Annotated in this window: 24 protein-coding genes and 1 pseudogene; 8 read left to right on the top strand and 17 right to left on the bottom strand. The window is 69.4% G+C overall.

Annotation, left to right across the window (positions count from 1 at the left end; all coding sequences use genetic code 11):
• Positions 1 to 47 precede the first annotated feature (47 nt).
• From lipB to lpdA, 4 genes are all read right to left on the bottom strand, one after another.
• The gene (lipB, locus tag ACTWQN_RS14985; RefSeq protein ID WP_443204308.1) at positions 48 to 779 is read right to left on the bottom strand and encodes a lipoyl(octanoyl) transferase LipB; all 732 of its coding nucleotides are present in this window, start codon (positions 777 to 779) and stop codon (positions 48 to 50) included.
• A gap of 76 nt (positions 780 to 855) precedes the next feature.
• Positions 856 to 1,743: a TIGR01777 family oxidoreductase gene (locus tag ACTWQN_RS14990; RefSeq protein WP_443204075.1), complete on the bottom strand. Its 888-nt coding sequence runs from the start codon at positions 1,741 to 1,743 to the stop codon at positions 856 to 858.
• An 88-nt stretch (positions 1,744 to 1,831) separates the two neighbouring features.
• The gene (gene sucB, locus ACTWQN_RS14995; RefSeq protein WP_443204076.1) at positions 1,832 to 3,574 is read right to left on the bottom strand and encodes a 2-oxoglutarate dehydrogenase, E2 component, dihydrolipoamide succinyltransferase; all 1,743 of its coding nucleotides are present in this window, start codon (positions 3,572 to 3,574) and stop codon (positions 1,832 to 1,834) included.
• 54 nt (positions 3,575 to 3,628) lie between these two features.
• Positions 3,629 to 4,999, bottom strand: a complete 1,371-nt coding sequence (gene lpdA, locus ACTWQN_RS15000) for a dihydrolipoyl dehydrogenase (protein WP_443204077.1) — start codon at positions 4,997 to 4,999, stop codon at positions 3,629 to 3,631.
• A gap of 244 nt (positions 5,000 to 5,243) precedes the next feature.
• On the opposite strand from lpdA, the gene ACTWQN_RS15005 reads away from it, so the two are divergent.
• A complete protein-coding gene (locus ACTWQN_RS15005) occupies positions 5,244 to 5,585 on the top strand; it encodes an oxidoreductase (RefSeq protein ID WP_443204078.1) in 342 nt (113 codons plus the stop codon).
• 200 nt (positions 5,586 to 5,785) lie between these two features.
• Here the strand turns inward: ACTWQN_RS15005 and ACTWQN_RS15010 are convergent, their stop codons facing one another.
• On the bottom strand, positions 5,786 to 6,286 hold the full coding sequence (locus ACTWQN_RS15010; protein WP_443204079.1) for an OsmC family protein: 501 nt from the start codon (positions 6,284 to 6,286) through the stop codon (positions 5,786 to 5,788).
• Positions 6,287 to 6,387: 101 nt separating this feature from the next.
• Positions 6,388 to 7,881, bottom strand: a complete 1,494-nt coding sequence (locus ACTWQN_RS15015; protein WP_443204080.1) for a leucyl aminopeptidase — start codon at positions 7,879 to 7,881, stop codon at positions 6,388 to 6,390.
• Positions 7,882 to 8,115: 234 nt separating this feature from the next.
• Between ACTWQN_RS15015 and ACTWQN_RS15020 the strand changes: the two genes are divergently transcribed.
• Both ACTWQN_RS15020 and ACTWQN_RS15025 read left to right on the top strand, forming a co-directional pair.
• Positions 8,116 to 9,363 (top strand): APC family permease, encoded by a 1,248-nt coding sequence (locus tag ACTWQN_RS15020; RefSeq protein ID WP_443204081.1) that lies wholly within the window; start codon positions 8,116 to 8,118, stop codon positions 9,361 to 9,363.
• Between the two features lie 9 nt (positions 9,364 to 9,372).
• On the top strand, positions 9,373 to 10,122 hold the full coding sequence (locus ACTWQN_RS15025; RefSeq protein ID WP_443204082.1) for a ribonuclease FAU-1 family protein: 750 nt from the start codon (positions 9,373 to 9,375) through the stop codon (positions 10,120 to 10,122).
• Positions 10,123 to 10,215: 93 nt separating this feature from the next.
• On the opposite strand, the gene ACTWQN_RS15030 is transcribed toward ACTWQN_RS15025, so the two are convergent.
• Positions 10,216 to 10,512, bottom strand: a complete 297-nt coding sequence (locus tag ACTWQN_RS15030; protein ID WP_443204083.1) for a hypothetical protein — start codon at positions 10,510 to 10,512, stop codon at positions 10,216 to 10,218.
• A gap of 155 nt (positions 10,513 to 10,667) precedes the next feature.
• Here ACTWQN_RS15030 and ACTWQN_RS15035 point away from each other — a divergent pair, with 155 nt between their 5' ends.
• Entirely contained in the window at positions 10,668 to 11,771 is a 1,104-nt protein-coding gene (locus ACTWQN_RS15035; RefSeq protein ID WP_443204084.1) for a branched-chain amino acid aminotransferase, read from the top strand.
• A gap of 30 nt (positions 11,772 to 11,801) precedes the next feature.
• Here ACTWQN_RS15035 and cobS read toward each other — a convergent pair whose 3' ends face one another.
• Genes cobS through ACTWQN_RS15055 form a run of 4 tightly spaced genes read right to left on the bottom strand, consistent with a single transcriptional unit; the run spans position 11,802 to position 14,847 of the window.
• Entirely contained in the window at positions 11,802 to 12,530 is a 729-nt protein-coding gene (gene cobS / locus ACTWQN_RS15040; RefSeq protein WP_443204309.1) for an adenosylcobinamide-GDP ribazoletransferase, read from the bottom strand.
• Between the two features lie 2 nt (positions 12,531 to 12,532).
• Positions 12,533 to 13,627, bottom strand: a complete 1,095-nt coding sequence (gene cobT / locus ACTWQN_RS15045) for a nicotinate-nucleotide--dimethylbenzimidazole phosphoribosyltransferase (protein WP_443204085.1) — start codon at positions 13,625 to 13,627, stop codon at positions 12,533 to 12,535.
• 20 nt (positions 13,628 to 13,647) lie between these two features.
• A complete protein-coding gene (gene cobU, locus ACTWQN_RS15050; protein ID WP_443204086.1) occupies positions 13,648 to 14,193 on the bottom strand; it encodes a bifunctional adenosylcobinamide kinase/adenosylcobinamide-phosphate guanylyltransferase in 546 nt (181 codons plus the stop codon).
• 15 nt (positions 14,194 to 14,208) lie between these two features.
• Entirely contained in the window at positions 14,209 to 14,847 is a 639-nt protein-coding gene (locus tag ACTWQN_RS15055) for a DUF3043 domain-containing protein (protein ID WP_443204087.1), read from the bottom strand.
• 228 nt (positions 14,848 to 15,075) lie between these two features.
• On the opposite strand from ACTWQN_RS15055, the gene ACTWQN_RS15060 reads away from it, so the two are divergent.
• A complete protein-coding gene (locus ACTWQN_RS15060; protein WP_443204088.1) occupies positions 15,076 to 15,441 on the top strand; it encodes a HesB/IscA family protein in 366 nt (121 codons plus the stop codon).
• A gap of 109 nt (positions 15,442 to 15,550) precedes the next feature.
• Here the strand turns inward: ACTWQN_RS15060 and ACTWQN_RS15065 are convergent, their stop codons facing one another.
• On the bottom strand, positions 15,551 to 15,763 hold the full coding sequence (locus ACTWQN_RS15065; protein WP_443204089.1) for an RNA-binding S4 domain-containing protein: 213 nt from the start codon (positions 15,761 to 15,763) through the stop codon (positions 15,551 to 15,553).
• A gap of 123 nt (positions 15,764 to 15,886) precedes the next feature.
• Between ACTWQN_RS15065 and ACTWQN_RS15070 the strand changes: the two genes are divergently transcribed.
• The 3 genes from ACTWQN_RS15070 (at position 15,887) to ACTWQN_RS15080 (ending at position 20,187) form a co-directional block, all read left to right on the top strand.
• Entirely contained in the window at positions 15,887 to 17,251 is a 1,365-nt protein-coding gene (locus ACTWQN_RS15070; RefSeq protein ID WP_443204090.1) for an FAD-binding oxidoreductase, read from the top strand.
• 144 nt (positions 17,252 to 17,395) lie between these two features.
• Positions 17,396 to 18,859 carry an alpha-amylase gene (locus ACTWQN_RS15075; protein WP_443204091.1) on the top strand — a complete coding sequence of 488 codons (1,464 nt, stop codon included), beginning with the start codon at positions 17,396 to 17,398 and terminating at the stop codon, positions 18,857 to 18,859.
• Positions 18,860 to 18,990: 131 nt separating this feature from the next.
• Positions 18,991 to 20,187 (top strand): YncE family protein, encoded by a 1,197-nt coding sequence (locus tag ACTWQN_RS15080; protein WP_443204092.1) that lies wholly within the window; start codon positions 18,991 to 18,993, stop codon positions 20,185 to 20,187.
• A gap of 88 nt (positions 20,188 to 20,275) precedes the next feature.
• Here ACTWQN_RS15080 and ACTWQN_RS15085 read toward each other — a convergent pair whose 3' ends face one another.
• The 5 genes and pseudogenes from ACTWQN_RS15085 to ACTWQN_RS15105 form a co-directional block, all read right to left on the bottom strand.
• A complete protein-coding gene (locus ACTWQN_RS15085; protein WP_443204093.1) occupies positions 20,276 to 21,013 on the bottom strand; it encodes an SAM-dependent methyltransferase in 738 nt (245 codons plus the stop codon).
• Positions 21,014 to 21,090: 77 nt separating this feature from the next.
• Positions 21,091 to 22,281: a sialidase family protein gene (locus ACTWQN_RS15090; protein WP_443204094.1), complete on the bottom strand. Its 1,191-nt coding sequence runs from the start codon at positions 22,279 to 22,281 to the stop codon at positions 21,091 to 21,093.
• 132 nt (positions 22,282 to 22,413) lie between these two features.
• Entirely contained in the window at positions 22,414 to 23,310 is an 897-nt protein-coding gene (gene mmuM / locus ACTWQN_RS15095) for a homocysteine S-methyltransferase (protein WP_443204095.1), read from the bottom strand.
• A gap of 70 nt (positions 23,311 to 23,380) precedes the next feature.
• Positions 23,381 to 24,277 carry a sugar ABC transporter permease gene (locus tag ACTWQN_RS15100; RefSeq protein WP_443204096.1) on the bottom strand — a complete coding sequence of 299 codons (897 nt, stop codon included), beginning with the start codon at positions 24,275 to 24,277 and terminating at the stop codon, positions 23,381 to 23,383.
• A 1-nt stretch (position 24,278) separates the two neighbouring features.
• Positions 24,279 to 24,971, bottom strand: a pseudogene (locus ACTWQN_RS15105) (carbohydrate ABC transporter permease); the annotation flags it as partial.
• Positions 24,972 to 25,059 lie beyond the last annotated feature (88 nt).

Below are 25,059 nucleotides of genomic sequence, written 5' to 3' on the forward strand. Positions count from 1 at the left end.
ATTCTGGAATACTAGAGGAGTGGTGTAGATCTGTCAGTCGATCCGGATCAGCGCAGGCTCGGATCCAGTGCGAGCGTCACGCCCGCGGCCGTCGCCTGCCTGCGCGGGATGTTGCGCTCGGCGACCGGCAGCACGCCGTCCAACGCTTCCAGCACCGCCCGCCGCACCAGCGGCAACGCATCAGCGACGGTGACCGTCCGACCGGTTTCCAGGCTCAGCGAAGTGGTGCCCGCGTCGCTGATGCCGCACGGCACGATCCGGTCGAACGAGCTGAGGTCTGCGTTGCAGTTCAACTCCAGTCCGTGCATCGTGACGCCGCGCTGCACCCGGATGCCGATCGCGGCGATCTTGCGCTCAGGGCGCGCGTCGTCGGCGGGCAGCCAGACCCCGCTGCGGCCGTCGACCCGGCCCGCTTCGAGTCCGAACTGATCGCACACCCAGATCAGCGCCTGCTCCAACCGGCGCACGTAATCGACCACGTCGATCGGGTCGGCCAGCTTCAGGATCGGGTAACCGACGATCTGCCCAGGTCCGTGCCAGGTGATCTTCCCGCCGCGGTCCACGTCGATGACCGGCGTGCCGTCCGTCGGCCGGTCCTCCGGTGTGGTGCGCTTGCCCGCCGTGTAGACCGACGGGTGCTCCAGCAAGAGCACGGTGTCCGGATTCTGCTCCTCGGCGCGGCCGGTGGCCAGCTCGCGCTGCAGGTCCCAGGCGGAGAGGTAATCGATGGTTCCCAGGTCACGCACTTCCACTGCGGCTGTGGATGCGCGGCACGACATATTGGCACGACTCACGCGGCAAGGCTACGCCCGCGCCGACCGGACGAACTCGAAGCGCCCGTGCGAACCGTGCGGTTCACGACGAAACGGCCGCCGCCAGCGCCGACCCGACCGACGGATGCTGGAAGGTGAAGCCGTGCGCTTCCAACATCGTCGGCAATGCGCGCTGCCCGCCCAAGGCCTGCTCGGCGATCTCGCCGAGCACGGCCCGCAATGCGAAGCCCGGCACGATCCACGGCGCGGGCCGGCCCAGCACCTCGCCCAGCGCTCGGGTGAACTCCGCGTTCGTGACCGGTGCGGGGCCGGTGAGGTTGACCGGACCGGAGATCTCCGGCCGGTCCAGCACGAAGCGGATCGCGGCGACCTCGTCGTCCAGCGAAATCCACGGCAGGTACTGGGTTCCATCGCCGAGTCGGCCACCGAGCAGCATCGCGAACAGCGGTCGGAGCTGGCCGAGCAACCCACCGGCGGGCGAGAGCACCGGGCCGCTGCGCAACAGCACCACGCGGACACCGGCCCGGGACGCCGCCTCGGTCGCGGCCTCCCAGCGGCGGCACAGGTCGGCGAGGAAATCCGTGCCCGGTTCGCCGGACTCGGTCACCGGCTTCGAACCGCTGTTGCCGTAGTAGCCCACCGCGGAACCGTTCGCCAGCACCGGTACGCCCTGTTCGGCGACGGCCTCGGCGAGCACCTCCGTCGGCCGCACCCGGGAGTGCACCAGCAGCCGCTTGCGCTCCGGCGTCCAGCGCTTGTCGCCGATGCCCGCGCCGCACAGGTTCACGACCGCGTCGGCGCCCTCCAGCGCATCCGCATCGATCTTGCCGGTCTCCGGATCCCAACCCCGCTCGTCGGGGGCGGCCGGGAGCCTGCGGACCAGCCGGAGCACGTCGTGCTCGGCCTGCCGCAACGCCGCCACCAGAGATGTGCCGATCAGCCCGGACGAACCGGCGACAACCACGCGCATAGCAAGAATCGTCCCGCACTGGGCGAAAAGGTGCGAGTGTCGTGAGTGCGAAGCAGCACTGGAGCGCTACTGCGCACTCACGACGGTGTCACAGGCCCAGGTCGGCCTCGAAGGCGCCTTCCTCCAGCCGCTGCTTGACCGTGGCCAGGAAGCGCGCGGCGTCCGCGCCGTCGACCAGCCGGTGGTCGTAGGACAGCGCCAGGTAGACCATCGAGCGGATCGCGATCGTGTCGCCGCCGTTCTCGTCGGCGACCACGACCGGGCGCTTCACCACCGCGCCGGTGCCGAGCATGCCCACCTGCGGCGGGTTCAGGATCGGCGTGTCGAACAGCGCGCCGCGGCTACCGGTGTTGGTGATGGTGAAGGTGCCGCCGGAGAGCTCGTCGGGCTTGATCTTGTTGTTCCGGGTCCGCGCCGCCAGATCGGCGATCTTGCGGGCCAACCCGCCAAGGTTGAGGTCCCCGGCGTCGTGGATGACCGGCGAGACCAGGCCGCGCTCCGTGTCCACCGCGACCGACAGGTGCTCGGCACCGTGGTAGGTGACCTGCTTGTTCTCCTCGTCGATCGAGGCGTTCAGCTTCGGGTGCAGCTTCAGCGCCTCGGCAGTCGCCTTGGCGAAGAACGGCAGGAACGAGAGCTTGACACCTTCGGACGCCTCGAAGCCCGCCTTGGCGCGCTCCCGCAGCCGGGCGATCTTGGTCACGTCGACCTCGATCACCGTGGTCAGCTGCGCCGCGGTCTGCAGCGACTCGACCATCCGGCGCGCCAGCAGCTGGCGCAGCCGGGACATCTTCTGCGTGGTGCCGCGCAGCGCCTTGGCCTCCTCCGAAGGCTCCACCACCACCGGCGCCGGGGCGCTCGGCGCGGCGGCCGCAGCCGGGGCGGCGGTGGCGGCAGCTGGTGCCGGGGCGGCCTGCTTGGCGTCGATCGCGGCCTGCACGTCCTGCTTGCGGATCCGGCCGCCGACACCGCTGCCCCTGATCGCGGACAGGTCGATGCCGTGTTCGTTGGCCAGCTTGCGCACCAGCGGCGTCACGTACGGCGCACCACCGTTCGGAGCCTGCTCGACGGGAGCTGGCGCGGGCGGGGCCGCAGGCGCGGGAGGTGCCGGAGCAGTGGCGGCGGGAGCTGGCGCAGACGGAGCCACAGGTGCAGGTGCGGGCGGGGCCGGAGCAGCAGGCGGGGCCGGGGGCGCTGGCGGTGCGGCCGGAGCGGCGGCAGCCGCGCCCGCGGCACCGATCACGGCCAGCTTGGCGCCGACCTCGACGGTGTCGTCCTCACCAGCGACGATCTCCAGCAGGGTGCCGGCAACCGGCGACGGGATCTCGGTGTCGACCTTGTCGGTCGAGACCTCCAACAGCGGCTCATCGACCTCGACGGTCTCGCCGACCTGCTTGAGCCACCGCGTCACGGTGCCCTCGGTGACGCTCTCGCCGAGGGCGGGCATGTTGACTTCGGTGCCCGCCGCGCCACCAGCGGGGGCGGCCGGAGCCGGGGTTTCCGGCTGCGGGGGCGCGGGCTGCTCGGCGACCGGCTGTTCGGCGGGAGCTGCTGCGGGGGCGGCCGGTGCCGGTGCGGGGGCCGCTGCCTCGCCGCTGTCGGCGATCAAGGCGAGCTCGGCGCCGATCTCGACGGTGTCGTCCTCCTGGGCGATGATGCGCTGGAGCACACCGGCGGCCGGTGACGGGATCTCGGTGTCGACCTTGTCGGTCGAGACCTCAAGCAGGGGTTCGTCGACCTCGACGGTCTCGCCTTCCTGCTTGAGCCACCGGGTGATCGTTCCCTCGGTCACGCTCTCGCCGAGTGCCGGCATCTGAACGGAGAAGGCCATCTGTTGCTGACTCCTCGTGGTGTGGCGGGGTGCTGGCTGACTGTGGCGCCGACGTCAGCCGTGCACGTGCAGCGGCTTGCCGGCCAGGGCGAGGTGCGCCTCGCCCAGCGCTTCGGTCTGGGTGGGGTGGGCGTGCACCAGCGGAGCCACGTCCTCCGGCAGCGCCTCCCAGTTGTAGATCAACTGCGCCTCGCCGATGAGCTCACCGACGCGGTCGCCGACCAGGTGCAGGCCGACCACCGGGCCGTCGGTGGCGCGGACCAGCTTCACCGCGCCTTGGGTCTTGAGGATCTGGCTCTTGCCGTTTCCAGCCAGGTCATAGGTAAACGTTTCCACCGAACCGTATTGTTCCTTGGCCGCGGCCTCCGTCAGGCCGACCGAGGCGACCTCGGGGTGGCAGTAGGTCACCCGCGGGATGCCCGCCTCGTCGATCGGCTGCGGGTTCAGCCCGGCGATGTCCTCGGCGATGAAGATGCCCTGCTGGAAGCCGCGGTGCGCCAACTGCAGGCCGGGCACGATGTCGCCGAGGGCGTAGACACCCGGCACGTTGGTGCGCAGCCGCTCGTCGGTGCGGACGAAGCCGCGTTCCATGTGCACCCCGGCGGCCTCGAAGCCGTGCCCCGCGGTGTTCGGACCGCGTCCGACCGCGACGAGCAGCACATCGGCGTCGTAGGTCTCGCCGTTCTCCACGCTCACCGAGACGCCGCTCGCGGTCTGCTGCGCGCCGGTGAACTTCACACCCGTCTTGAACTTGATGCCGCGCTTGCGGAAGGCGCGCTCCAGCCGCTTGGAGGCGAACTCGTCCTCGTTGGGGACCAGGTGCGGGAGGGCTTCGACGATGGTCACGTCAGCGCCGAAGGACCGCCACACGCTGGCGAATTCCACGCCGATCACGCCGCCGCCGAGCACGACGACCTTCTCGGGGACAAAGTCGAGGTTCAACGCCTGCTCGCTGGCGATGATCTTGCCGCCGAGTTCCAGGCCGGGCAGCGTCTTGGAGTAGGAACCGGTTGCCAGCACCACGTTCTTGCCGGTGTAGCGGGTACCGCCCACCTCGACGGTCTTGGCGTCCACCAGGGTTCCGGCGCCTTCGACGAGGGTGATCTTGTGCGCCTTGGCCAGGCCTTGCAGCCCCTTGAAGAGACCGGCGACGATGTCGTCCTTGTACTTGTTGACCCCGTCGATGTCGATGCCTTCCAGCACCGCGCGCACACCGAACTGGTCGGCATCGCGGGTGGCATCGGCGATCTCCGCAGCGTGCAACAGCGCCTTGGTCGGAATGCAGCCTCGGTGCAGGCAGGTCCCACCGAGCTTGTCCTTTTCGATAAGGACGACGGACAGGCCTAGCTCGGCCGCGCGGAAGGCGCAGGCGTAGCCGCCCGAACCGCCGCCGAGAATGACCAGATCGGCGGACGTGTCGGTCACTTCGCACTCCTCGACAGGCAACATTGACTAGCTGACGGTGTCATCGGACGTAAAGGTCACGGGGCACCTGAGAGCCATCTTGTCACCACACGACGCGCCGACGCGACGTGGGCCGGGTGATCTGCGCTGCACCTGTCGAGCATCACAACCGCAGGTGATCGTTTTTCACGCCCACCCCATGTCGGCGGTGGCATCATCGAATGCACGGCTGCTGTTTCCATCCCCAGGACGGGAGGCGAGTGCGGTGGGCCTGTTCGATCGGTTCCGCGGGCGACGTTCCGGTGGGGTGCGCGGTGCGAGTTCGGCCGATGCCGAGCACCTGATCAGCTGGTCCGCGCAACGCCGGGGCGTGGAGGGATATCTGGAGCCGCGGACCACCGTGACCGAGACGACGCTGATGCTCATAGCGCACGACGGCGAGTGGACCCGGCGGCGGGTGGACGGACCTGCTGCGGCGCACCGGCTGACCCGCCGGATCGGCATCCCGCTGTACGAGGTGGCCAAGGTCGGCTACCCGCAGCGGATGCGGGACTACCAGGCCCGCCAGCGCATCCTCCGCGACCGGTCCCGCCGCGCGGCCGACTGATCGCCGGGGATCGCCGTGCGATCAGACCTCGGAGCCTGTCGTCCTTGTTCTTGTCCCTGAAGCGACGCCAGCCGCTTGGCCCACTCTCGTCACTTGCGCCGCCGCGCGTTCTCAGACTCCGGCCACTGAATGTTCTCTGCGAGACGGCGTCTGAGGTTCCACTCGCACCGCTACGCAGAAGGAGCCCAAGGGCAGGCACTTCAGTTGGCGATGCGGGTGGTGGGGGTGCAGTTGACCGGGAAGGTCACCGACTTGGCTATGTAGCAGAGTTCGTGGGCCCGCTCGTGCAGTGCTTCGGCCACGTCGACGCTGGCCCGGTCGGCCACCGTGACCTCGGGTGCCAACTCCACGGCTTCGAACTGCCCGGAGCCGTCAGGGTTCTCGGTGAGGATCCCGCGCGCCTGGTCGTGGTAGCCGGTGACCACCACGCCGCAGTCCGCCGCGAGGTGCAGGAACCAGAGCATGTGGCATTGCGACAGCGATGCGACCAGCAGTTCTTCCGGGTTGTAGCGGTCCGCTTCGCCCAGGAAGACCGGGTCCGCGGAGGCATCGATGGCGTCCTTGCCCGCCGCGCGCACCTCGTGGGTGCGTTCGTAGCTGCGGTACGAACTGGTGCCCTGCCCGGTGTTGCCGGTCCACACCACGTCGACCCGATAGCCGTGCCGGACCGCGGTGGGTGCGTCCAGTGTCGATTCGGTCATCGACCCATGGTTGCACTCCGCCGCGGTGTCGTGGCGATCCATTTGAGTTTCAGATCACAAATACGCAACCGCGACGGAGTAGGACTACTCAGCGCACCCGATCAGCCCTGATCGGCGATGTCGGCCAGCACCGCCGCCATGGTGCGCACCGGGACACCGGTGCCGCCCTTGGGCGTGTAGCCCCACGGCGCGCTGGTGTTGTAGGACGGACCGGCGATGTCGAGGTGCGCCCACTGCACGCCGTCGGCGACGAACTCCTCGATGAAGATGCCCGCCGCCAGCATGCCGCCCCAGCGGTGTCCGGTGATGTTGGCCAGGTCGGCGAGCTTGGAGTCCAGGTCGCCGCGCAGCTCCTCGGGCAGCGGCATCGGCCAGCCGCCTTCGCCGACGGCCTGCGACAGCCGCGCCACCCGGTCGCGGAAGTCCTCGCTGCCCATCACGCCGGGGGTGCGCTTGCCCAGCGCGACCACCTGCGCGCCGGTGAGCGTGGAGGTCTCGACCAGGTAGTCGGGATCGTCCTCGCAGGCGCGGGTGATCGCGTCGACCAGGATCAGCCGGCCCTCGGCGTCGGTGTTGAGCACCTCGACGGTCTTGCCGCCGTACATGGTCAGCACGTCGCCGGGTCGGTAGGCGCTGCCCGACGGCATGTTCTCGGCCATCGGCACGGTCGCGATGATCTCCAGCGGGTAGTTGAGCCGGGCGGCCAGCAGCATGGTGGCGATCACCCCGGCGGCCCCGGACATGTCCGAGGTCATCTCCTCCATGTTCGCGCCGGGCTTGAGCGAGATGCCGCCGGTGTCGAAGGTGATGCCCTTGCCGATCAGCGCGACCTTCTTGGCCGCCTTCGGGCCCTTGTGCCGCAACCGGACCAGCCGGGGCGGGCGGGCGGAACCGGCGCCGACGCCGAGGATGCCGCCGAAGCCCTGCTTGCGCAGCGCGTTGTCGTCGAGCACCTCGACCTCCAGGCCTGCGGCGCGCGCGAGTTCGGCGGCGCGCTCGGCGAAGGACGCCGGGAACAGGTCGTTGGGCGGTGTGTTGATCAGGTCGCGGGCGGTGTTGACGGCCTCGCCGATCGCCGTGGCGCCCTTCAGCGCGTGCAAGTTCGCGTCGGCCTTGGCATCGGCGACCACGAAGTCCACTTCGGACACCGGCTCGTCGCCGGACTGCGACTTGTACGTGGTGAAGGCGTAAGCGCCCAGCACCGTGCCCTGCACGGTCGCCGAGAGGTCCACCGCCGACAGCGTGGTCGCGGCGTGGGTGACGCCGCTCAGCGCGCGGGCGGCGGCACCGGCGGCCCGGCGCACCGCTTCGCCGGACACGCCGCCGTCGGCCGAAGGCTTGCCCAGGCCGACGGCCACCAGGATGTCGGCGCGCAGCTTGCCGCTGGCGGGCAGCTTGACGACCTCGTCCGCCTTGCCGGTCGCGCCCAGCGAGGTGAGCACCTTCACCAGGTCCCCGTCGAACGCGGTCGCGACCTGATCGGCGCCCGGCACGAGTTGTAGGCCGTCGCTGCCTTGCACGGTTCCGACGACCAGCGCGTCAACGGTCAGCTTGGCCACCGCGGTGTCGGTCAGGGCGAGTTTCGGGGTCGTCACGTGGTCATCCTCCGGGTCACGGCGTCAACACTGCGGTGTCAGCAAAGCTCTCCGCACTCTAGAACGCCCGGCGACGGTAAAACCGACCAGGACGTCGGTAAGGCGTGGCGGTGTGCATCGGTGCGCGCCGCGCACTGCCCGGCGTCGCATAACCTGACCGTGGGGGAGACCCGTCGCCATGTGTCAGCCGACAGGCGGCTGCACGTGCCGACGTTCGTCTGTAAGGGTGGTCGCGTGGCCCAACAGGTGGAATCGGGCGACCAGCTCCCCTCCGGGACCGGTGCGATCGCGCTCGCGCTCGGCGGGATGCTCGGCGTGGGTGTGTTCGTGGCTCCGGCGCCCGCGGCCGCGGCAGCCGGTCCGTGGCTGCCGCTGGGCCTGCTGGTGGCGCTGCTGGCCGCGGCATGCGCGGCACTGGCGACCGCGCACCAGTCGGTGGCCTACCGCGGTCCCGGCCCGACCTACGCGTGCGTGCGGGACCGGATGGGTGTGTTGCCCGCCCGCATCGGGGCCAGCGCTTACCTGGCCGGGCAGGTCGCCGCGATGGCCGCGATCGCGCGAGTGCTGGGCGAGTTCTTCCTACCGGCGGCCGCGCCGCAGGTCGCGGCGGTGGCGATCCTGCTGGTCGTGCTGGCGGCGACGGTCGGGCTGCGGATCAGGGGCGGCGCCGCGTGGCTGTGGCTCGTGCTTACCGTCGCGGTGCTGGGCCTCGTGGTGGTCACGTGCTTCGCGATCGACCCGGTTCCGCCGATTCCGGCTGGACGGCCGTTGAGCGACAGCGCGGTCGGCATCACCGGTGCGGCCGGTGTGCTGTTCTTCGCCTACCTCGGCTTCGAACGGCTGACCGCGCCCGCCTCGGAGCAGGACCGGTTCGCCTGGTCGGCGATGCGGCGCGGCACCGTGATCTCGTTCGCCGCGCTCACCGTGTTGCTCGCGGCGGTGACGGCGGCGTTGGTGCACCAACTCGGCTGGTCGCGGCTGGCGCTGTCGCCGACCCCGATCCGGGACGTGCTGACCGCCGCCGCGGCGGCCGACCTCGCGCCGCTGGTCGGGGTTGGCGCGGCGGTGGCGCTGCTGCCGGTGCTGCTCGGCGCCCTGGAGTCGTTCCGCTCGACGGCGTTGGCGCTGGTGCACGACCGCGACCTGCCGCGTGCCCTGGGGCGAACCGGTAGTGCCGGGACGCCGTACCTGTTGGATGTGACGGCCGGTGTCGCCGCGGTGGCGGTCGCACTCCTGGTGCCGCCCGTTTCGGCGATGGCCTTCGCGGTGTGTTGCCTGCTCGTGCACTACGCCTTCGCGAACGCCGCGGCGCGGGTGCTGCTGGCCGAGGGCCGCACCTGGCCGATGCGGATGGCGTGCCTGGGCATGGGGGTGTCCGTCGTGCTGGCGATGAGCATGCCGATTTCTGCGATGCTTGCGACGCTTGCAGTCGTAGTAATCGGTCCTTTGGTGACGGGAGGGCTGTCCCGTCATTGGAGCTAAGGCGGGGTCATGCTCAAACCGAGTGTCGGCAAAATTGCCCTGAAAACCACTGGTGAATCGCTGAACTGGGCTGAATCGAGCAACTGGGCTGAATCGCTGAACCGTGCTGAATCGCTGAACTGTGCTGAATCGCTGAACTGGGCGCCTGGCGAGGAAGTGCTCTACAGCTTCTGGCGGTTGGACGGCTCGCTGGGCACCGTCCATCCGGCACGGGTCGTCGAGGACGACGGTGACCAGCTGCTCTGCTGGGTGCTGGATGGCACGTCGATCCGGATCACCACCTCACCGGATGGTCGCTCGCCGCGCCAGATGCCGTTGTTCGAACGCTTCAGCGGGCCTCGGGTGCCCGCCAAGTCGACCTGGCGCGGCACCTCGACGCTGCGCTTGGTGTTCGAGCACCGCTGGGCGTCGGTGTGGTGGTTCTTCGAACCCGACGGCACCTTCCGGAACTGGTACGTCAACCTGGAAGTGCCGTTGGGCAGGGATGCGACCGGTGTCCGGCGCGTGGACGGGGTGCTGGACGTCGAGGTGTTCCCGGACGGGTGCTGGTCCTGGAAGGACGAGGACGAAGTGGCCGGTGCGCTGGCCGCCGGCCGGTTCGGCGATCGTCACCTGAGCAGGTTGCAGGCCGAGGGCGAGCGGATGATCGAGTTGGCCGAGGCGGGCCGGTTCCCGTTCGACGGCACCTATTGCGACGCCCGACCGGATCCGAAGTGGGCGCTACCGTCCCTCCCGGACGGACTGCTGATCGGCCAGTAGCGGGGCCGTCGCGATTTCGCGCGAAATCGCCGCGTCCCGTAGTGGGAAGTGGACGGTTTCGCGCGAAATCGCCAGCGGTTCGGAAGCGGGCGCTCAGATGGAGATGAACAGCAGCAGCCCGATGACGGCGACGAGTGCTCCGATGCCGCCGACCGAACCGCCGCGCAGGTCCTCGGGGAAGAACGCCTTGCGCTTGTTGCGCCACCAGAACGCCCAGCCAACCGCACCGGCGACGCCGAGGATCGCGCCGAAAACACCGATCCACACATAACCGAGCATGATCAACATGCCGCCGCCCAACGGCAGCAACGCCGCCAGGGTGGCGGCCAGTGCGTCTTGCGACGTCGTGGTGGGCCCCACCGGGACCGGGGTGTTCTGGGCTTGCGTCATGGTCACATCATATGCGCCGGAGTACCGGTTCCAGGGCGGTGCGTCACGATCGGTTGTGATCATTGAGCGGGCAGTAAGCGGAGGCCGGATATTTGGACGACCAACTTATGGAGATCCGGTTTCCACTGCTCTGAAGCGCGCGATACGGTACGCGCATGACTGGAGCGCTGTCTTTCACCCGGACCCCGAACCCGCTACCGGCCAGCGACGAGCGCCGCGCGGACGTATTGGCGGATCCGGGATTCGGACGGTACTTCACCGATCACATGGTGACCATCAAGTGGACCGAGGAGCGCGGCTGGCACGACGCCGCCGTCGAGCCCTACCACTCGCTGGAGCTCGACCCGGCGACCTCGGTCCTGCACTACGCGCAGGCGATCTTCGAAGGTCTCAAGGCGTACCACCAGCCCGACGGTTCGATCGCGGCGTTCCGGCCCGACGAGAACGCGCGGCGGTTCCAGCGTTCGGCGCAGCGCATCGCGATGGCCCAGCTGCCCGAGGAGCTGTTCCTCGCGTCATTGCGCGAGCTGGTCGCCGTCGACGGGGCGTGGGTGCCGACCGCCGAGGAGAGCGCGCTGTACCTGCGACCGTTCATGATCGCCACCCAGATCGGCCTCGGGGTCAACCACCCGTCCAACGCCTACCTCTACGCGCTGATCGCCTCCCCGTGCGGTTCCTACTTCGCCGGTGGTGTCAAGCCGGTCACGGTGTGGTTGAGCCACGAATACGTGCGCGCCGCGCCGGGCGGCACCGGCGCGGCGAAGTTCGCCGGGAACTACGCCGCCTCGTTCGCCGCGCAGGCCGAGGCCGTGGAGCAGGGCTGCGACCAGGTGGTCTGGCTGGACGCGTGCGAGCGGCACGTGGTCGAGGAAATGGGCGGCATGAACCTGTTCTTCGTGTTCGGGTCGGGTTCCGACGCCCGCCTGGCGACCCCGGCGCTCAGCGGCAGCCTGCTGCCCGGCGTGACCCGTTCGTCGCTGCTGGAGTTGGGCAAGGAGCTCGGCATGCAGGTGGAGGAGCGGCGGATCACCGTCGAGGAGTGGGAGAAGAAGGCCACCACCGGTGAGCTCACCGAGGTCTTCGCCTGCGGTACCGCCGCGGTGATCACCCCGGTCGGTCACGTGAAGCACCGCGACGGCGAGTTCACCATCGGTAACGGGCAGCCGGGCGAGATGACGATGAAGCTGCGCGAGCGCCTCACCAGCATCCAGCACGGCACGGGCGCCGATACCCACGGCTGGATGGCCAAGCTCAGCTAACAGGTTTTCCATTTCTCGGAAACGGGTGGGTCAGGCGATGGCTGCGCCTGCCAGCACGACGGTGGTGGCGAGTTCGCAGGCGGCGCCGAGGACGTCTCCGGTGATGCCGCCGAAGCGGCGTCGGACGTGCCAGGTGAGCGCGGCGAGCAGGACGGCCGCGAGGGCCACCGCGACCGCGACGGGCCAGCCGAAGGCGAGCGCGGCGACCGCGAACAGGGCAAGCCACCAAGCGGCGACCAGCCAGGTGGGTTGGCTGCCCGCAACCAGCGCACCCATGCCTTCCGGCCGCGCGGCGGGCACCCCGGTGCGGCAGCACAGCACGAAACCCGCGCGACCCACCGCGCAGGCGAGCACGACCGTGACCGGCGCGTTCGCCAGTTCGGCGAGGCTGGCCGCCTGCACGCCGAGCACGAGGATCAGCGCGACCACCGCGAACGGCCCGGCTCCGCCGTCGCGCATCACGCTCAGCGCGCGCTCCGGCGGCCCGTAGCAGCCCAGGCCGTCCACCGTGTCCGCCAGGCCGTCCACGTGCATGCCGCGTGTGACCAGCACCAACACCGCGACGGTGAGCAGTCCGGCCAGCAGTGCGGGGGCACCGAGCGCGGTCAGCGCCCACAGCGCGACAGCCCCGAACCCGCCGACCAGCGCGCCGACCAGGGGAGCGAACGAGATCGCCTGTCGGCAGGTGCGGTCGTCGACGCGCTGCGCGGACACCGGCAGCACGCTCAGCCACGACACCGCCAGGCGCAGACCGTCCAACGTCACGGCGTTGAGCCGGTCGCCTCGGTTTCGGTGCGGCTGACGACACCGGCTTGGGCGAAGGTGGCCATCTCGCCGAGCACCCGCACCGCGGCGTTGATCACCGGCAGCGCGGTCAACGCCCCGGAGCCCTCACCGAGCCGCATCTGCAGGTCGAGGACCGGGACGAGGTCGAGGTGGTCGAGCACCAGCGGCCCACCCGGTTCGGCGGAGCGGTGCCCGGCCAGCCACCACTGCCGCGAGCCGGGCGCGAGTTCCTCGGCGACCAGCGCCGCCGCGCCCACCACAACGCCGTCCAGCAGGACCGGGGTGCGCCGCACCGCCGCCTGCGCGAGGAACCCGGTCAGCGCGGCGATATCGGCCCCGGCCGAGGTCCGCAGCAGGGCCACCGGATCGTTGAGCACCTTGCGGGCGCGGCGCAGCGCGTCCCGGATCGCGGCGGTCTTGCGCATCCATGCGTTGTCGTCGATGCCGGTGCCACGACCGACGACCGCCACCGGCTCGGTTCCGGTGAGCGCGGCGATCAGCACCGCGGCCGGTGTGGTGTTGCCGATGCCCATGTCACCGGCGATGAGCAGATCGGCGCCGGAGTCCACCTCTTCGTCGGCGATGGTGCGCCCCGCGCTGATCGCGGCGTCCACCTCGGCTGCGGTGAGGGCATCCTCCCGGTCGATCACACCCGACCCGCGCCGCACCTTGTGCGCGGAGACCACCGGCGGGGTGTCGGTGTTGACGGCCATGTCCACCACGCGCACCGTCGCCCCGGCGTTCGCGGCCAGCACGTTCACCGCCGCACCGCCGCTGAGGAAGTTGCCGACCATCTGGCCGGTGACCTCGCTGGGATAGGCCGACACGCCCTGCGCCGCAATGCCGTGGTCCCCGGCGAAGACGATCACCCGCGGGCGGGCGAACGGGCGCGGCGGGCAGTTGCCCTGCCGGGCCGCGACCCAGATCCCGAGTTCCTCCAGTCGCCCCAGCGAACCGGCGGGCTTGGTCAGCTGCTCCTGCCGGGCGACCGCCTGCCGCCGGGCCTGCTCATCCGGCGCCGGTACCGGCGGGAACCCGATCGGGCCGGACTCGTTCTGGTCGGTGGACAAGCGAAAACCTCCGTGTCGGTTCAGCGCAGCCGGAGTGGCTGTCCGGCGACGAGCAGGACGACCTCGTCGCACACGTCGGCGAGCCGGGCGTTGAGCGAGCCGAGTTCGTCCCGGAACAGCCTTCCAGACGGGGTGGCCGGTACGACCCCGAGGCCGACCTCCGCGGAAACGATCACCAACCGCGCCGCGCACCCGGCGACGGCATCGACCAGCGCGGCGCAATGCCCGGTCACCACTTCGAGCGCGGCCGGATCGCGCTCCCACGCCCCGGCGTCGTCGAGAGCCCCGGTCAGCCAGGTCGCCAGGTCATCCACCAGCATCAACGCCTCGGAACCGGCATCGGCCAACAAGCGACGCAGCGAGTCGGTGTCCCCGGCCTCCACGGTGCGCCAGGTGTCCGGCCGACGGGCCACGTGCGCGGCGATCCGCTCGGCCCACTCGCGGTCTGCCGGATCCTGCCGAGCGGTAGCGATGTAGGTGACCGGCGCGGACTCGGCCAACAACCCTTCGGCATGCGCGGACTTCCCGGACCGCGCCCCACCGAGCACAAACGTCCGCAATCCCACCGAAACCTCCGGCGTTCAGCCGAGTTTGGCGATGTCTTTGGGGGTGTAGCGGGGGCGGGGGACGCGCAGTTTGCGGATCTGCATGGCGCGGGTGAAGGCGTACCAGCCCAGCGAGAACGGGCGGTCCTTGGCGTCCGGGAACTTCGCGCGGACCTGCTTGTTCACGTACCGGCCGAGCAGGCTGCCCTCGACGACCATCATCACCAGCAGCACCATGCACGCCAGCGTCGCGTACTGCTGGACCACCAGGTTCTGCGCGAGGGTGGTGGCGAACACGATCAGCACCAGCGGCATGAACAGGCCCATCAGGTGGCGCCGGGTGTCGACCAGGTCGCGGACGTAGGCCCGCACCGGGCCCTTGTCGCGGGGCATCAGGTAGCGGTCGTCGCCCTGCATCATCCGCTCGCGGCGTTCCTTCGCCGCCTGTCGGCGCTCCTCCTTGTTGCCGCGGGACCGCTTGATCGCCTCCCGCTGCGTTTTCGGCGGTGGCGGGACCGGGCCGCGCCGCTTGCCCTCGGCCTCCCGCCGCTTCGGAGTCGGCTTGCCCTTCTTCGGCGTGCGGTTGGCGGCATGCTCCGCCGCAGACGCACCAGTCTCGGTGTCGGACTCGTCGGTGGCGGTCTGCTCAGCGCTGCTACGGCGAAGGAACCTCACTCCTCCAGGGTATTCGACGCCCTGGTACAGGCCTGCACCAGACCGGACAGCCGGGCTGGATCCGACATACGCAAGCCGCATCACACCAGCTCGGCCCGTGACTGTGTCACCATGGGCAGCAGAAGACCGAACACAGGCCCCCGGGCGGCGCCCGTGGGAATAGCCCGGTTCCGGGTGTGGTTGTACGTCACGCCGGAATCGGATGAGCGAGACCTCTAGGGAGAGTCCATGACCGCCCCGAACACCACGACCGAGCGCGAGGCGCCCGCCCACGGTGTCACGTTGACCGACGCGGCGGCCCACAAGGCCAAGGCCCTGCTGGACCAGGAGGGCCGCGACGACATGCACCTGCGCATCGCCGTCCAGCCCGGCGGCTGCGCGGGCCTGCGCTACCAGCTCTTCTTCGACGAGCGCAGCCTCGACGGCGACGCCCGACGGGACTTCGAGGGTCTCGGCGTGGTCGTCGACCGGATGAGCGCTCCGTACCTGCAGGGCGCGGTGATCGACTTCGTCGACTCCATCGAGAAGCAGGGCTTCACCATCGACAACCCGAACGCGGGCGGCTCCTGCGCCTGCGGCGACTCGTTCCACTGACGGCGCAACGCCGATCTGGCATTTGGCCGGTGTCCGCAGGGCACCGGCCTTCTTGCTGTCCTGGGTGAAGATTCCGGTTAGCTATTCACGAGCCGCCGACCTGGCGGTTTCAGCGGGTCACGATTCGGACGATTTCGTTGCCGAGTAGTACCTCGTCGCCGTCGACGAGTTGTTTGCCGCGGCGGGTTTCGACCGTTCCGTTGACCTCGACCTGGCCGTCTTCCAGCAGTGCCTTCGCCTCTGCTCCGTGTTCGACGAGGCCAGCCAGCTTCAGCAGTTGCCCGAGCCGGATCATGTCGTCCCGGATCTCCACTTCGCGCATGCCGCCATTGTCCGCTGCCCGCCCCGCTCGCGGACGATCCCCCTCCGGGCGCAGCGGGCGGGGCCGAAGTTCTCTGGCCGTTTGCGGCGTCCGCGAATTAGCGTCAGCGCGGGGGCGGGTGCGATGACGGACATGGTCGGCGAGCTGCGGATGACGGGTTCGGTCCTCGGGCCCGACGACGAGGCCTACGAACAGGCGCGGGCCCTGTTCAACGGTGCCGTTCGGGCGCGGCCCCGGCTGATCGCGCAGTGCCTGGATCCGGCCGACGTGGCGGCCGCGTTGACGTTCGCGCAGCAGAACTCCGTCGAGGTCGCGGTGCGCAGCGGTGGCCACAGCGTGTCGGGGGCGAGCACCGTCGACGGCGGCCTGGTGATCGACATGCGGGCGATGAACTCGGTGTCGGTGGATCCCGAGGCGCGGACCGCGACGGTCGGCGGCGGCGCGTTGTGGCGCGATGTGGACCAGGCGACGCAACCCCACGGACTCGCCACCACCGGCGGGCGGGTGTCCACGACCGGGGTCGCCGGGCTGACGCTCGGCGGCGGGTCCGGCTGGCTGGAGCGGAAGTGCGGCCTGACCTGCGACAACCTGCTGGCGGTCGAGCTGGTCACCGCGGCTGGTCGTCGGGTGGTTGCCAGCGATGCGGAGAATCCCGAGCTGTTCTGGGGGCTGCACGGCGGCGGGGGCAACTTCGGCGTCGCCACCTCGTTCACCTTCCGGCTGCACGAGCTGCCGGTGTTCTCCGCGGCGCTGATGCTGTGGCCACCGGAGGAAGCATCGGCAGTGGTGCGGACCTACCGGGACCTGATGGCGGACGCGCCGGACGACATCGGCGGTGGCGCGCTGTTCGTGACCGCCCCTGCCGAGGACTTCGTGCCCGGATCGCTGGTCGGATCGCTCGCCTGCGCGATCCTGGTGACCTGCGCCGGCCCGGAGACCGAGCTGCGCAGCCGGATCGAACCGCTGCTGGCGCTGCGACCGGCTGGCAGCCTGATCGCGGAGCTGCCGTACGCCGAGTTGCAGTGCATGCTCGACAATCCGCCGGGCTACCGGAACTACTGGTCGGCGGAGTACCTGCGAGAGCTGCCCGATGCGGCGGTCGGCCTGTTCTGCGCCCGCGCGGCTGACATGGTGGTGCCGTCGCCGTCGCAGCACGTGCTGTTCCCGTGGGGCGGTGCGGTCGCCCGCGCGAATGGTCGGTGGCCGATGGCCAACCGGTCCGCACCGTGGGTGGTGCACCCCTTCGGGCTGTGGGAGGACCCGGCCGATGACGTGCGGGCCCGGGAATGGGCGCGGGCGCTGCGCGAGGACCTCCGGCCTTACACCACCGGTGCGGTCTACCTGAACTTCATCGGCGACGAGGGGCAGGCCCGCGTCATCGCCGGGTTCGGCGAGCAGAATTACCGCAGACTGGCCCGGCTCAAGGCGGAGTACGACCCGCGCAATGCCTTCCACCGCTGGCACAACGTGCTCCCGGCCGATGCTTGATCTGTCCGAAGTGGACCATCTGTCAATTGTTGCAATAATTTGCAAGCATTTGGGCAGCTCGCGCCTGGTTCAGATGGCGTATTGACTTAACAACTGCAAGAAAATGTGATCGTAGGCGACCTGCTCAGCGCAGAGGAGGTTGTCATGCGATTACCGTTTCTGGTGCTCGCCGCGGTGCTCACCGGCTCGGCTCTGGTGCCCGCCGCGATGGGAACCCAAGCGGCGCCCGCCACCGCCCCGGTGCGCGGACCGATCGTCCAGATGTTCCAGTGGCCCTGGGATTCCATCGCGCAGGAATGCACGGATTTCCTCGGCCCCAAGGGTTTTGGCGCGGTCCAGGTTTCGCCGCCGCAGGAGCACGTGGTGCTCGCCGGTGCGGGTTATCCCTGGTACCAGGACTACCAGCCGGTGAGCTACCAGCTGCAGACCCGCCGGGGCAATCGCGAGCAGTTCGCCGCGATGGTGCGGACCTGCAACGCCGCCGGGGTGCAGATCTACGCCGACGCGGTGGTCAACCACATGAGCGGCACCGGTTCCGGCGGCAACGGGCCGGGTAGCGGCGGTTCGACCTACGAGAAGTACAACTACCCGGGCGTCTATTCGGACCCCGACTTCCACGGTTGTCGCCGGGACATCAGCAACTACAACGACAAGTGGGAAGTGCGCAACTGCGAGCTCGTCGGGTTGGCCGACCTCGCGACCGAATCCGAATACGTGCGCAACACCGAGCGGGCCTACCTCAACGACCTGGTGAGCCTCGGCGTGTCCGGGTTCCGGGTGGACGGCGTCAAGCACATGCCGCCGGAGGACGTCGCCGCGATCTTCGGGGGGCTGCAGCCCGTGCCCGGAACAGGCCAGCAGCCCTACGTCTTCCAGGAGGTGATCGCCGACGGCACGACCACCGCGGGCGAGTACACCGGCAACGGCGACGTCACCGAGTTCGGCTACTACGGCGTGGTCGCCAACGCGTTCAAGAACGGTTCCCTTGCTGGGCTTGCGAACCTGCCGCAGCAGATGTCGCTGCCCGGCGACCAAGCCGTGGTGTTCATCGACAACCACGACACGCAGCGCAGCTCACCGATCCTGACCTACAAGGACGGTGTCGCCTACGACCTCGCCGTCGCCTTCGAACTCGCCTACCCCTACGGCACTCCGCAGCTGATCTCCAGCTTCGCCTTCGACAACTCCGACGCCGGGCCGCCCGCCGCTGCCGATGGGACGACCCAGGCGGCGAGCTGCGACAACTCGGTGTGGGTGTGCGAGCACCGGCGCGCCATCATCGCCGGGATGGCCGGGTTCCACGGCGCGGTGCAGGGCGCCGAGCTCAACAACTGGTGGGACAACGGCGGCGGTCAGATCGCGTTCGGGCGCGGTGCCGCCGGGTTCGTCGTGATCAACCGGGAAGGCGGCGAGCTGTCGCGGACCTTCCAGACGTCGTTGCCCGCCGGGACCTACTGCGACGTGCTGACCGGCGAGGTCTCGGGCGGCGCGTGCACCGGCCAGGCGGTGGACGTCGGCGCGGACGGCACGTTCACCGCGACCGTCGCGGCCAACTCCGGTGTCGCACTGCACCGTGCCGCACTGAATGGGAGCGCGAAGCTCGGCTGACGTCGGGACCCGTGGGTCTGTTCGGGTTGTTTCCCGGGGAGATCCGCGGGTCAGCCATATCTGAATCGGCCTCATGTTCGTTTGGGTGGGTAGACGTGATTGATCCCGCTTGCGGCAGAAGGGCGGTTCGGATGAGAACTCCACGCGGCAGAAGGCTTTCCAGACTCGGCGCGATCGGTGCTGCGGCGCTGGTCGCGTTGGGTGTCGTCCCGGTGGCTCCGGCGGTTGCCGAGCAGCGCCGAGACGTCATGTTCGTCGGCAACAACTGGGACGGCACCGTCGATCTGCTCGACGCCGAGCACTTCGGCAAGTACCAGCAGATCAACGTGGTGCCAGACCTGGCGCAGCGGTTGGCCGAGATGACCCCGGACGAGCACGCCGCGATGCTGGTCATCCGCAACACCGCTGGTGAGGGGCACGACCAGCTCGTCGATGACATCGCGGTGGCGCCGGATGGCCGGACCATGTACGTCTCGCGGCCGAGCCTCGGGGACGTGTCGGCCTTCGAGATCGCCACCGGTCGACAGGTTTGGCGCACCGAGGTCAGCGGTTACCGGTCCGATCACATGGCGCTGTCGCCGGATGGCTCCCGGCTCGCCGTCTCCGCGACCACGGCCAACGTGGTCGACATGCTCGATCCGGCCACCGGAGGCATCGTGGCCAGCTTCCCCACCGGGGATTTCCCGCACGAGAACCGGTATTCCGCCGATGGCCGAACGCTGTACAACGCCACCATCGGCCGGGTGATCATGCCCGACGAGCCCGCCCTCGACGGGCTCAAGGGGAACCGGTGGCTGACCATTGTGGACACCGCCAGCATGGCCGTTACCGACGTGATCGATTTCGGGGTGGGGATCCGGCCGTTCCTGGTGCTGCCGGACGGACGGACGATGTACGCGCAGCTGTCCTTCCACCACGGGTTCATCGAATACGACCTGGTGGAGAAGCGGATCACCCGCACCGTGCACCTGCCGTTGTCCGAAGCGGCCGAGAAGCTGCGGCGGGACGAGTACCCGCTGGACTCGGCGCACCACGGGTTGGCCAGCAACGGCGACAACACCAAGCTCTGCGACGCCGGAACCGTCTCGGACTACGCGGCCATCATCTCGCTACCCGGCCTGACGACCGATTCCTTGGTGCCGACCGGCAAAAAGCCCTACTGGGCCGCCACCACCCCCAACGGCCGCTACTGCGTCCTGTCGAACAGCGACAGCGACGACGTGTCCGTCGTGGACTTCGCCGGAGGCGGCGAACTCGCCCGCGTCCCGGTCGGAGACCACCCGCAACGAGTCCGCGGCTACGCCATCCCGGCAGACGTCCTGAAGTAGCGCAGCACACCGATCGTGTCCAGGTGAAGGGCACGTTTCACCAACATACTTGGCGAAAAGTGCCCTTCACCCTTCACCCGAACCGGGGTCAGCGTTGGGCGACGACGATCATCCGGCGGTGCTCCGCGGTCAGCGGGCCGCCGTCTTCGCCGCAGCCTTCGACTTCGCGGAAGCCCGCTTGGCGCAGCCAGTCGCGGAGTTCCGGGAAGGCGAAGAAGCGCACCGAGTAGCGCACGCGGCGGACCCGGCCGTCGCGGATGAGCGTGCGCTCCACGACGGAGCGGAAGGTGACCGGGTCCAGGCGGTGCTGGTCGATCGCCATGTCCTCGCCCACCTGCCAGACCACGCTGGCCTGGTAGCGGGGCAGCAGGTTGACGATGTTGTTCAGCTCCAGGACGAACTTCCCGCCCGGCCGCAGCGCGTTGTGGACCTGCTCCAGCACGCGCCGGTTCTCCTCGTCGGAGAAGTAGCCGAAGGCGGTGAACCAGTTGATCACCGCGTCGAACCGGTTGATCCAGGACAGCTCGCGCATATCACCCAGGACGTATTCGACCTGCACGCCACGGGTTTCGGCGTCCGCGCGGGCGTGCTCCAGGAACACCTCGGTGTAGTCCAGTCCCGTCACCTGGCAGCCGCGCGCCGCGAGCCGATTCGCCAGCCGTCCGTGGCCGCATGCCAGGTCGAGCAGTTCGGTGCCCGGCTCCAACCCCAGCAGGTTCCAGATCAGCTCGGTTTCGCCGTCACTGCGCGCATCTATGAGTTCGCCGTAGAAGTGCAGGTAGTCGTCATTGAACAGGCCCTCGGTGTCGAACTCCGGTTCCGTCATCGGCTTCCCCCGGTGCATCGCTCGGATGCGCACCAGCTTGGGGCGCCAACCCGGGGCCTGCCAACTGGTTTTCGCGCTCAGCGGGCCAGGTCGTTCTCGCTGAACCTCGCGTAGCGGATCGTCTGGTTCGCGTCCTCCGACTCCGGAGCGCCCGCCTCGTACAGCAGGCCCGCCCAGCCGCCGCCCAGGTTGATCAGATCCGAATAGGCCGCCCAGGTGGCGTCGACGACCGTGCCGACCTCCTGCCACGTCGCGCCCTCGTCCGAGGACGTGCGGATGCGCATCGTGTGGCGGCGGTGGTCCATGTTCGGGTCCGTGTTGTACGGCCCGGAGAACAGGATCAGGTTGTTGGGATCTCCGGCCGTAGTGGCGCGCAGCCGCACCACCGAGCCCTGCACCACCGGGCCGCTCAGTTCCGGCACGAGCGAGAACGGCTCCCGGAACGTAGCTCCGCCGTCGGCGCTGACCGCGTGGGCCCGGTTGCCTTCGGCGATCGTCGTACCGGAGTTGTCCTGGTTGCGCGCCGCCGCGTACAGCTCCGCGTCGACCGTCTCCAGCAGGCTCAGCTCCTGCGGTTTGATCGGCTCGCCGGTCCGGTCGTCCAGCGCGCCGACCTGCCAGGTGGTGCCGCCGTCATCGCTGTGGACGATGCCCGCTCCCTTGACCCCGCCGTCGCCTTCGAAGTTGATGCCCGCGACCATCCGGTTGACGTGCTCGCCGCGCGTCATCTGCAGGCCGTGGCCCGGACCGGTGGCGTACCACGTGTTCCACGCCGGCTTCGTCAACTGCGGCTGCGCCACCGGTGCCGTCCACTGCGTACCTTGCGGGTTCAAGCTGTGCTGCAGGAAAGGCGTTCTGGTGCAGCCGCTGCCGGAGCAGTCCGAACCCGGATTGTGCGTTGTCAGCAACGTGATTCGACCCGTGCCGCGGTCCACGATCGGTACCGGGTTCCCGCGGGTGTCGCCAGCGCCGTCGGCGACCAGTTCCAGCGCCTGCCACGTCCGTCCATCGTCCGTCGAGCGTTTGAGCACCACGTCGATGTCGCCGGTGTCGTCGCAGTCGCCGCGTCGGCCCTCCGCGAACGCCAGCAGCGCGGCGCGGTCCTGGGTGCGCACCAGCGCCGGGATGCGGAAGCAGTTGTAGCCGCCCTCGCCCTTGGTGAACACCGTCGTCCCGGTGATCTCCAGCGGTTCGTTGGTCGCGAACGCCTGGGCCGCGCCCAGGCAGAGCAACACCGTTGCGGTTGCCGCCCCTGCGAGCTTCGCCATCCGACGCATGCCGTGTCCCTTCGCCGACGAACGGATACGACATTCCACCGCAAACCGGCTTGTCGGAAAAGAACTTTCCGATGAATTGCCCGGTAAATATTTGCCCGGATCGGCGATTCGGCGCACCCGGGTTCAGGCGCCCGGCGCAGTCAGCGCGTCCGCCACCGCCGCGATGTCTTCGGGCCGCACCCGGCAGCAGCCGCCGATCAGCTGCGCGCCCGCCGCGCGCCAACTCCTGGCCTGCTCGGCCGACAGGCGGGACCGGCCCGTCCAGGCGCGGTGCTGCGCGTCCCAACCCTCGCCGCTGTTCGGGTAGACCACGATCGGCTTGTCGACCACCTCGCGGGCGATCTCGATCGCGGTCAGCACGTCGTCCGGCGCCGAGCAGTTGACGCCGACCGCGATGATCGCGTCGGTGTCGGCCACCGAGAACGCCTCCGCCAAGGGCTGTCCCGCCCTCGTCCGCAGGCCGCTGATCGTGAACGACAGCCATGCTGGCACGTCCAGCTCGGTGACCTCGGCCACCAGTGCTTCCGCCTCGTCGATGTCCGGGATCGTCTCCAGCGCGTAGACGTCCGGGCGCGCTTCGGCCAGCGCCTCCAGCCTCGGCCGGTGGAACGCGCGCAGTTCGCGCTTGGTCAGCCCGTAGCGGCCCCGGTACTCCGAACCGTCGGCGAGCGTCGCGCCGTACGGGCCGACCGACGCCGCCACCCAGCGGTACCGACCCGGCTCGACATCGCCCGCCAGCCGGGCCAGTTCCACGCTGCGCCGCATCAGCTTCGCCGCATCGGCCCGTTCGATGCCGCGCTCCGCGAACCCCTCGAAGCTCGCCTGGTAGCTCGCCGTCGTCGCAATCGACGCGCCCGCCCGGAAGAACGACGCATGCGCTGCGACGATCTCCTCCGGGGAGTCCACCAGCAGGCGCGCCGACCACAACGCGTCGGACAGGTCGTGGCCGTGCGCCTCCAGTTCGGTGGCCAGGCCGCCGTCCAGGATCATCGGAGGGCCGCTGAGGCTGAACGAGTTCATACCGACCAGCCTAGTGTCGGCGGCGCGATTCCCGTGGTCACCACGCGTGACCAAGCCGCGAGCCGGTGCGTCAGCCCTTCACACCGCCCGCTGCCAGGCCGCTGACCAGGAACCGCTGCACCAGGTAGAACACGATCATCGCGGGCACCGCCACCAGCACCGACGCGGCGGCCAGATGACCCCACTCCGCGCGGTTCTGCTGCACGAACACCTGCAGGCCAACCGCCAGCGTCTTCGACCGGTCCTCGGCGGACAGGAACGCCGAGGCGAACGCCACCTCGCTCCAGGCCACGATGAACGAGTAGAACGCCGTCACCGCCAACCCCGGCTTCGCCAGCGGCAGCACCAATCGCCAGAACACCCCGAACGGCGACAGCCCGTCCACCCGGCCCGCTTCGTCGATGTCGCTGGGAATCCCGTCGAAGTAGCCCTTCAACATGAACGTGCGGAACGGGATCGCCGTGCTGCAGTACACCAGCACCAGTCCGAACGCACTGCCCTGCAGGCCCAGGCTCAGCAGGATGTTGTACAGCGGCACGATCAGCACCGCGAACGGGAACATCTGCACCACCAGGAACGACAGCAGCAGCCAGTGCCGACCGGGGAAGCGGAACCGGCTGACGGCATAGGCGGTGGTGGCCGCCAGCAGCACGCCGAGCACCGTGGTCAGCCCCGCGATGAGCACCGAATTGCCGAACCAGCTCAGGAAAGCGCCCTTCGCGCCGGAGAGCACGTTCCAGTAGTTGTCCAAACTGGACTCGTTGAACAGCGTCGGGGTGGCCTCGATCGCCTTGGCGTCCGGTTTGAACGAGACCACCAGCACCCAGAACACCGGGAACACCGCGATCAGCGAAGCCACGATCAGCGCGCCGTGCAGGCCGACGCTGGCCGCAGCGGACCGCCGTCGCTTGCGGCTCGGTTCGGCTGCCGCGGATGTCGCCCGCAGCGAAGCTGCGTCGATGGTCAACTCAGAGCACCTCCCCCTGCCTGCGCATCGCGCGGCGGTAGATCGTCGCGAACACCAGCAGAATCGACAGGACCAGCACGCCGTACGTCGAGGCGATGGCGTAATCCCTGGTCGCCCCGGAGAAGAACCGTTCGAACGCGTAGCTGACCAGGATCCTGGTGTGCGGGTTGTTGCCGGTGATCAGGTAGATGACCGGGAACATGTTGAACGTCCAGATCACCCCGAGCAGCACCACCGTGCCGGACACCGGGCGCAGCCCCGGCAGCGTCACGTGCACGAACCGCTGCCACGGCGTCGCCCCGTCCATCTCGGCGGCTTCGTGCAGCTCCGGCGGGATGGCCTGCAGGCCGCCCAGCAGCGCCACCATCATGAACGGCACACCCAGCCAGACGTTGACGATGATCACCGACACCAGCGCGAGATCGGACTGCCCCAGCCACACCTGCGCGGGCAGCCCGACCGATTCCAGCGCCCAGTTGATCAGCCCGTACTCCGAGTTGAACAGGTACCGCCAGGCGAACGCGCTGATGAACACCGGCACCGCCCAGGGCACGATGAGCAGCACCCGGTACAGCCCGCGCAGCCGCAACTGCCGGTTGAGCAGCATCGCCAGCGCCAGGCCGATCGTGTAGTGGCAGAACACGCACGCGAAGGTCCAGATCAGCGTGCGCACCAGCATCGGCCAGAACGATCCTCCTGTTTGCAAAGATTTGCGAATCTCTGGCGCTAGATTGCATACCTGAAATGTGATGTAAGTCAAGGTGTTCCGGTACAAATGAAGC

Origin of the sequence: Saccharopolyspora antiqui, assembly GCF_052246905.1 — a bacterium.
Classification (GTDB): domain Bacteria; phylum Actinomycetota; class Actinomycetes; order Mycobacteriales; family Pseudonocardiaceae; genus Saccharopolyspora.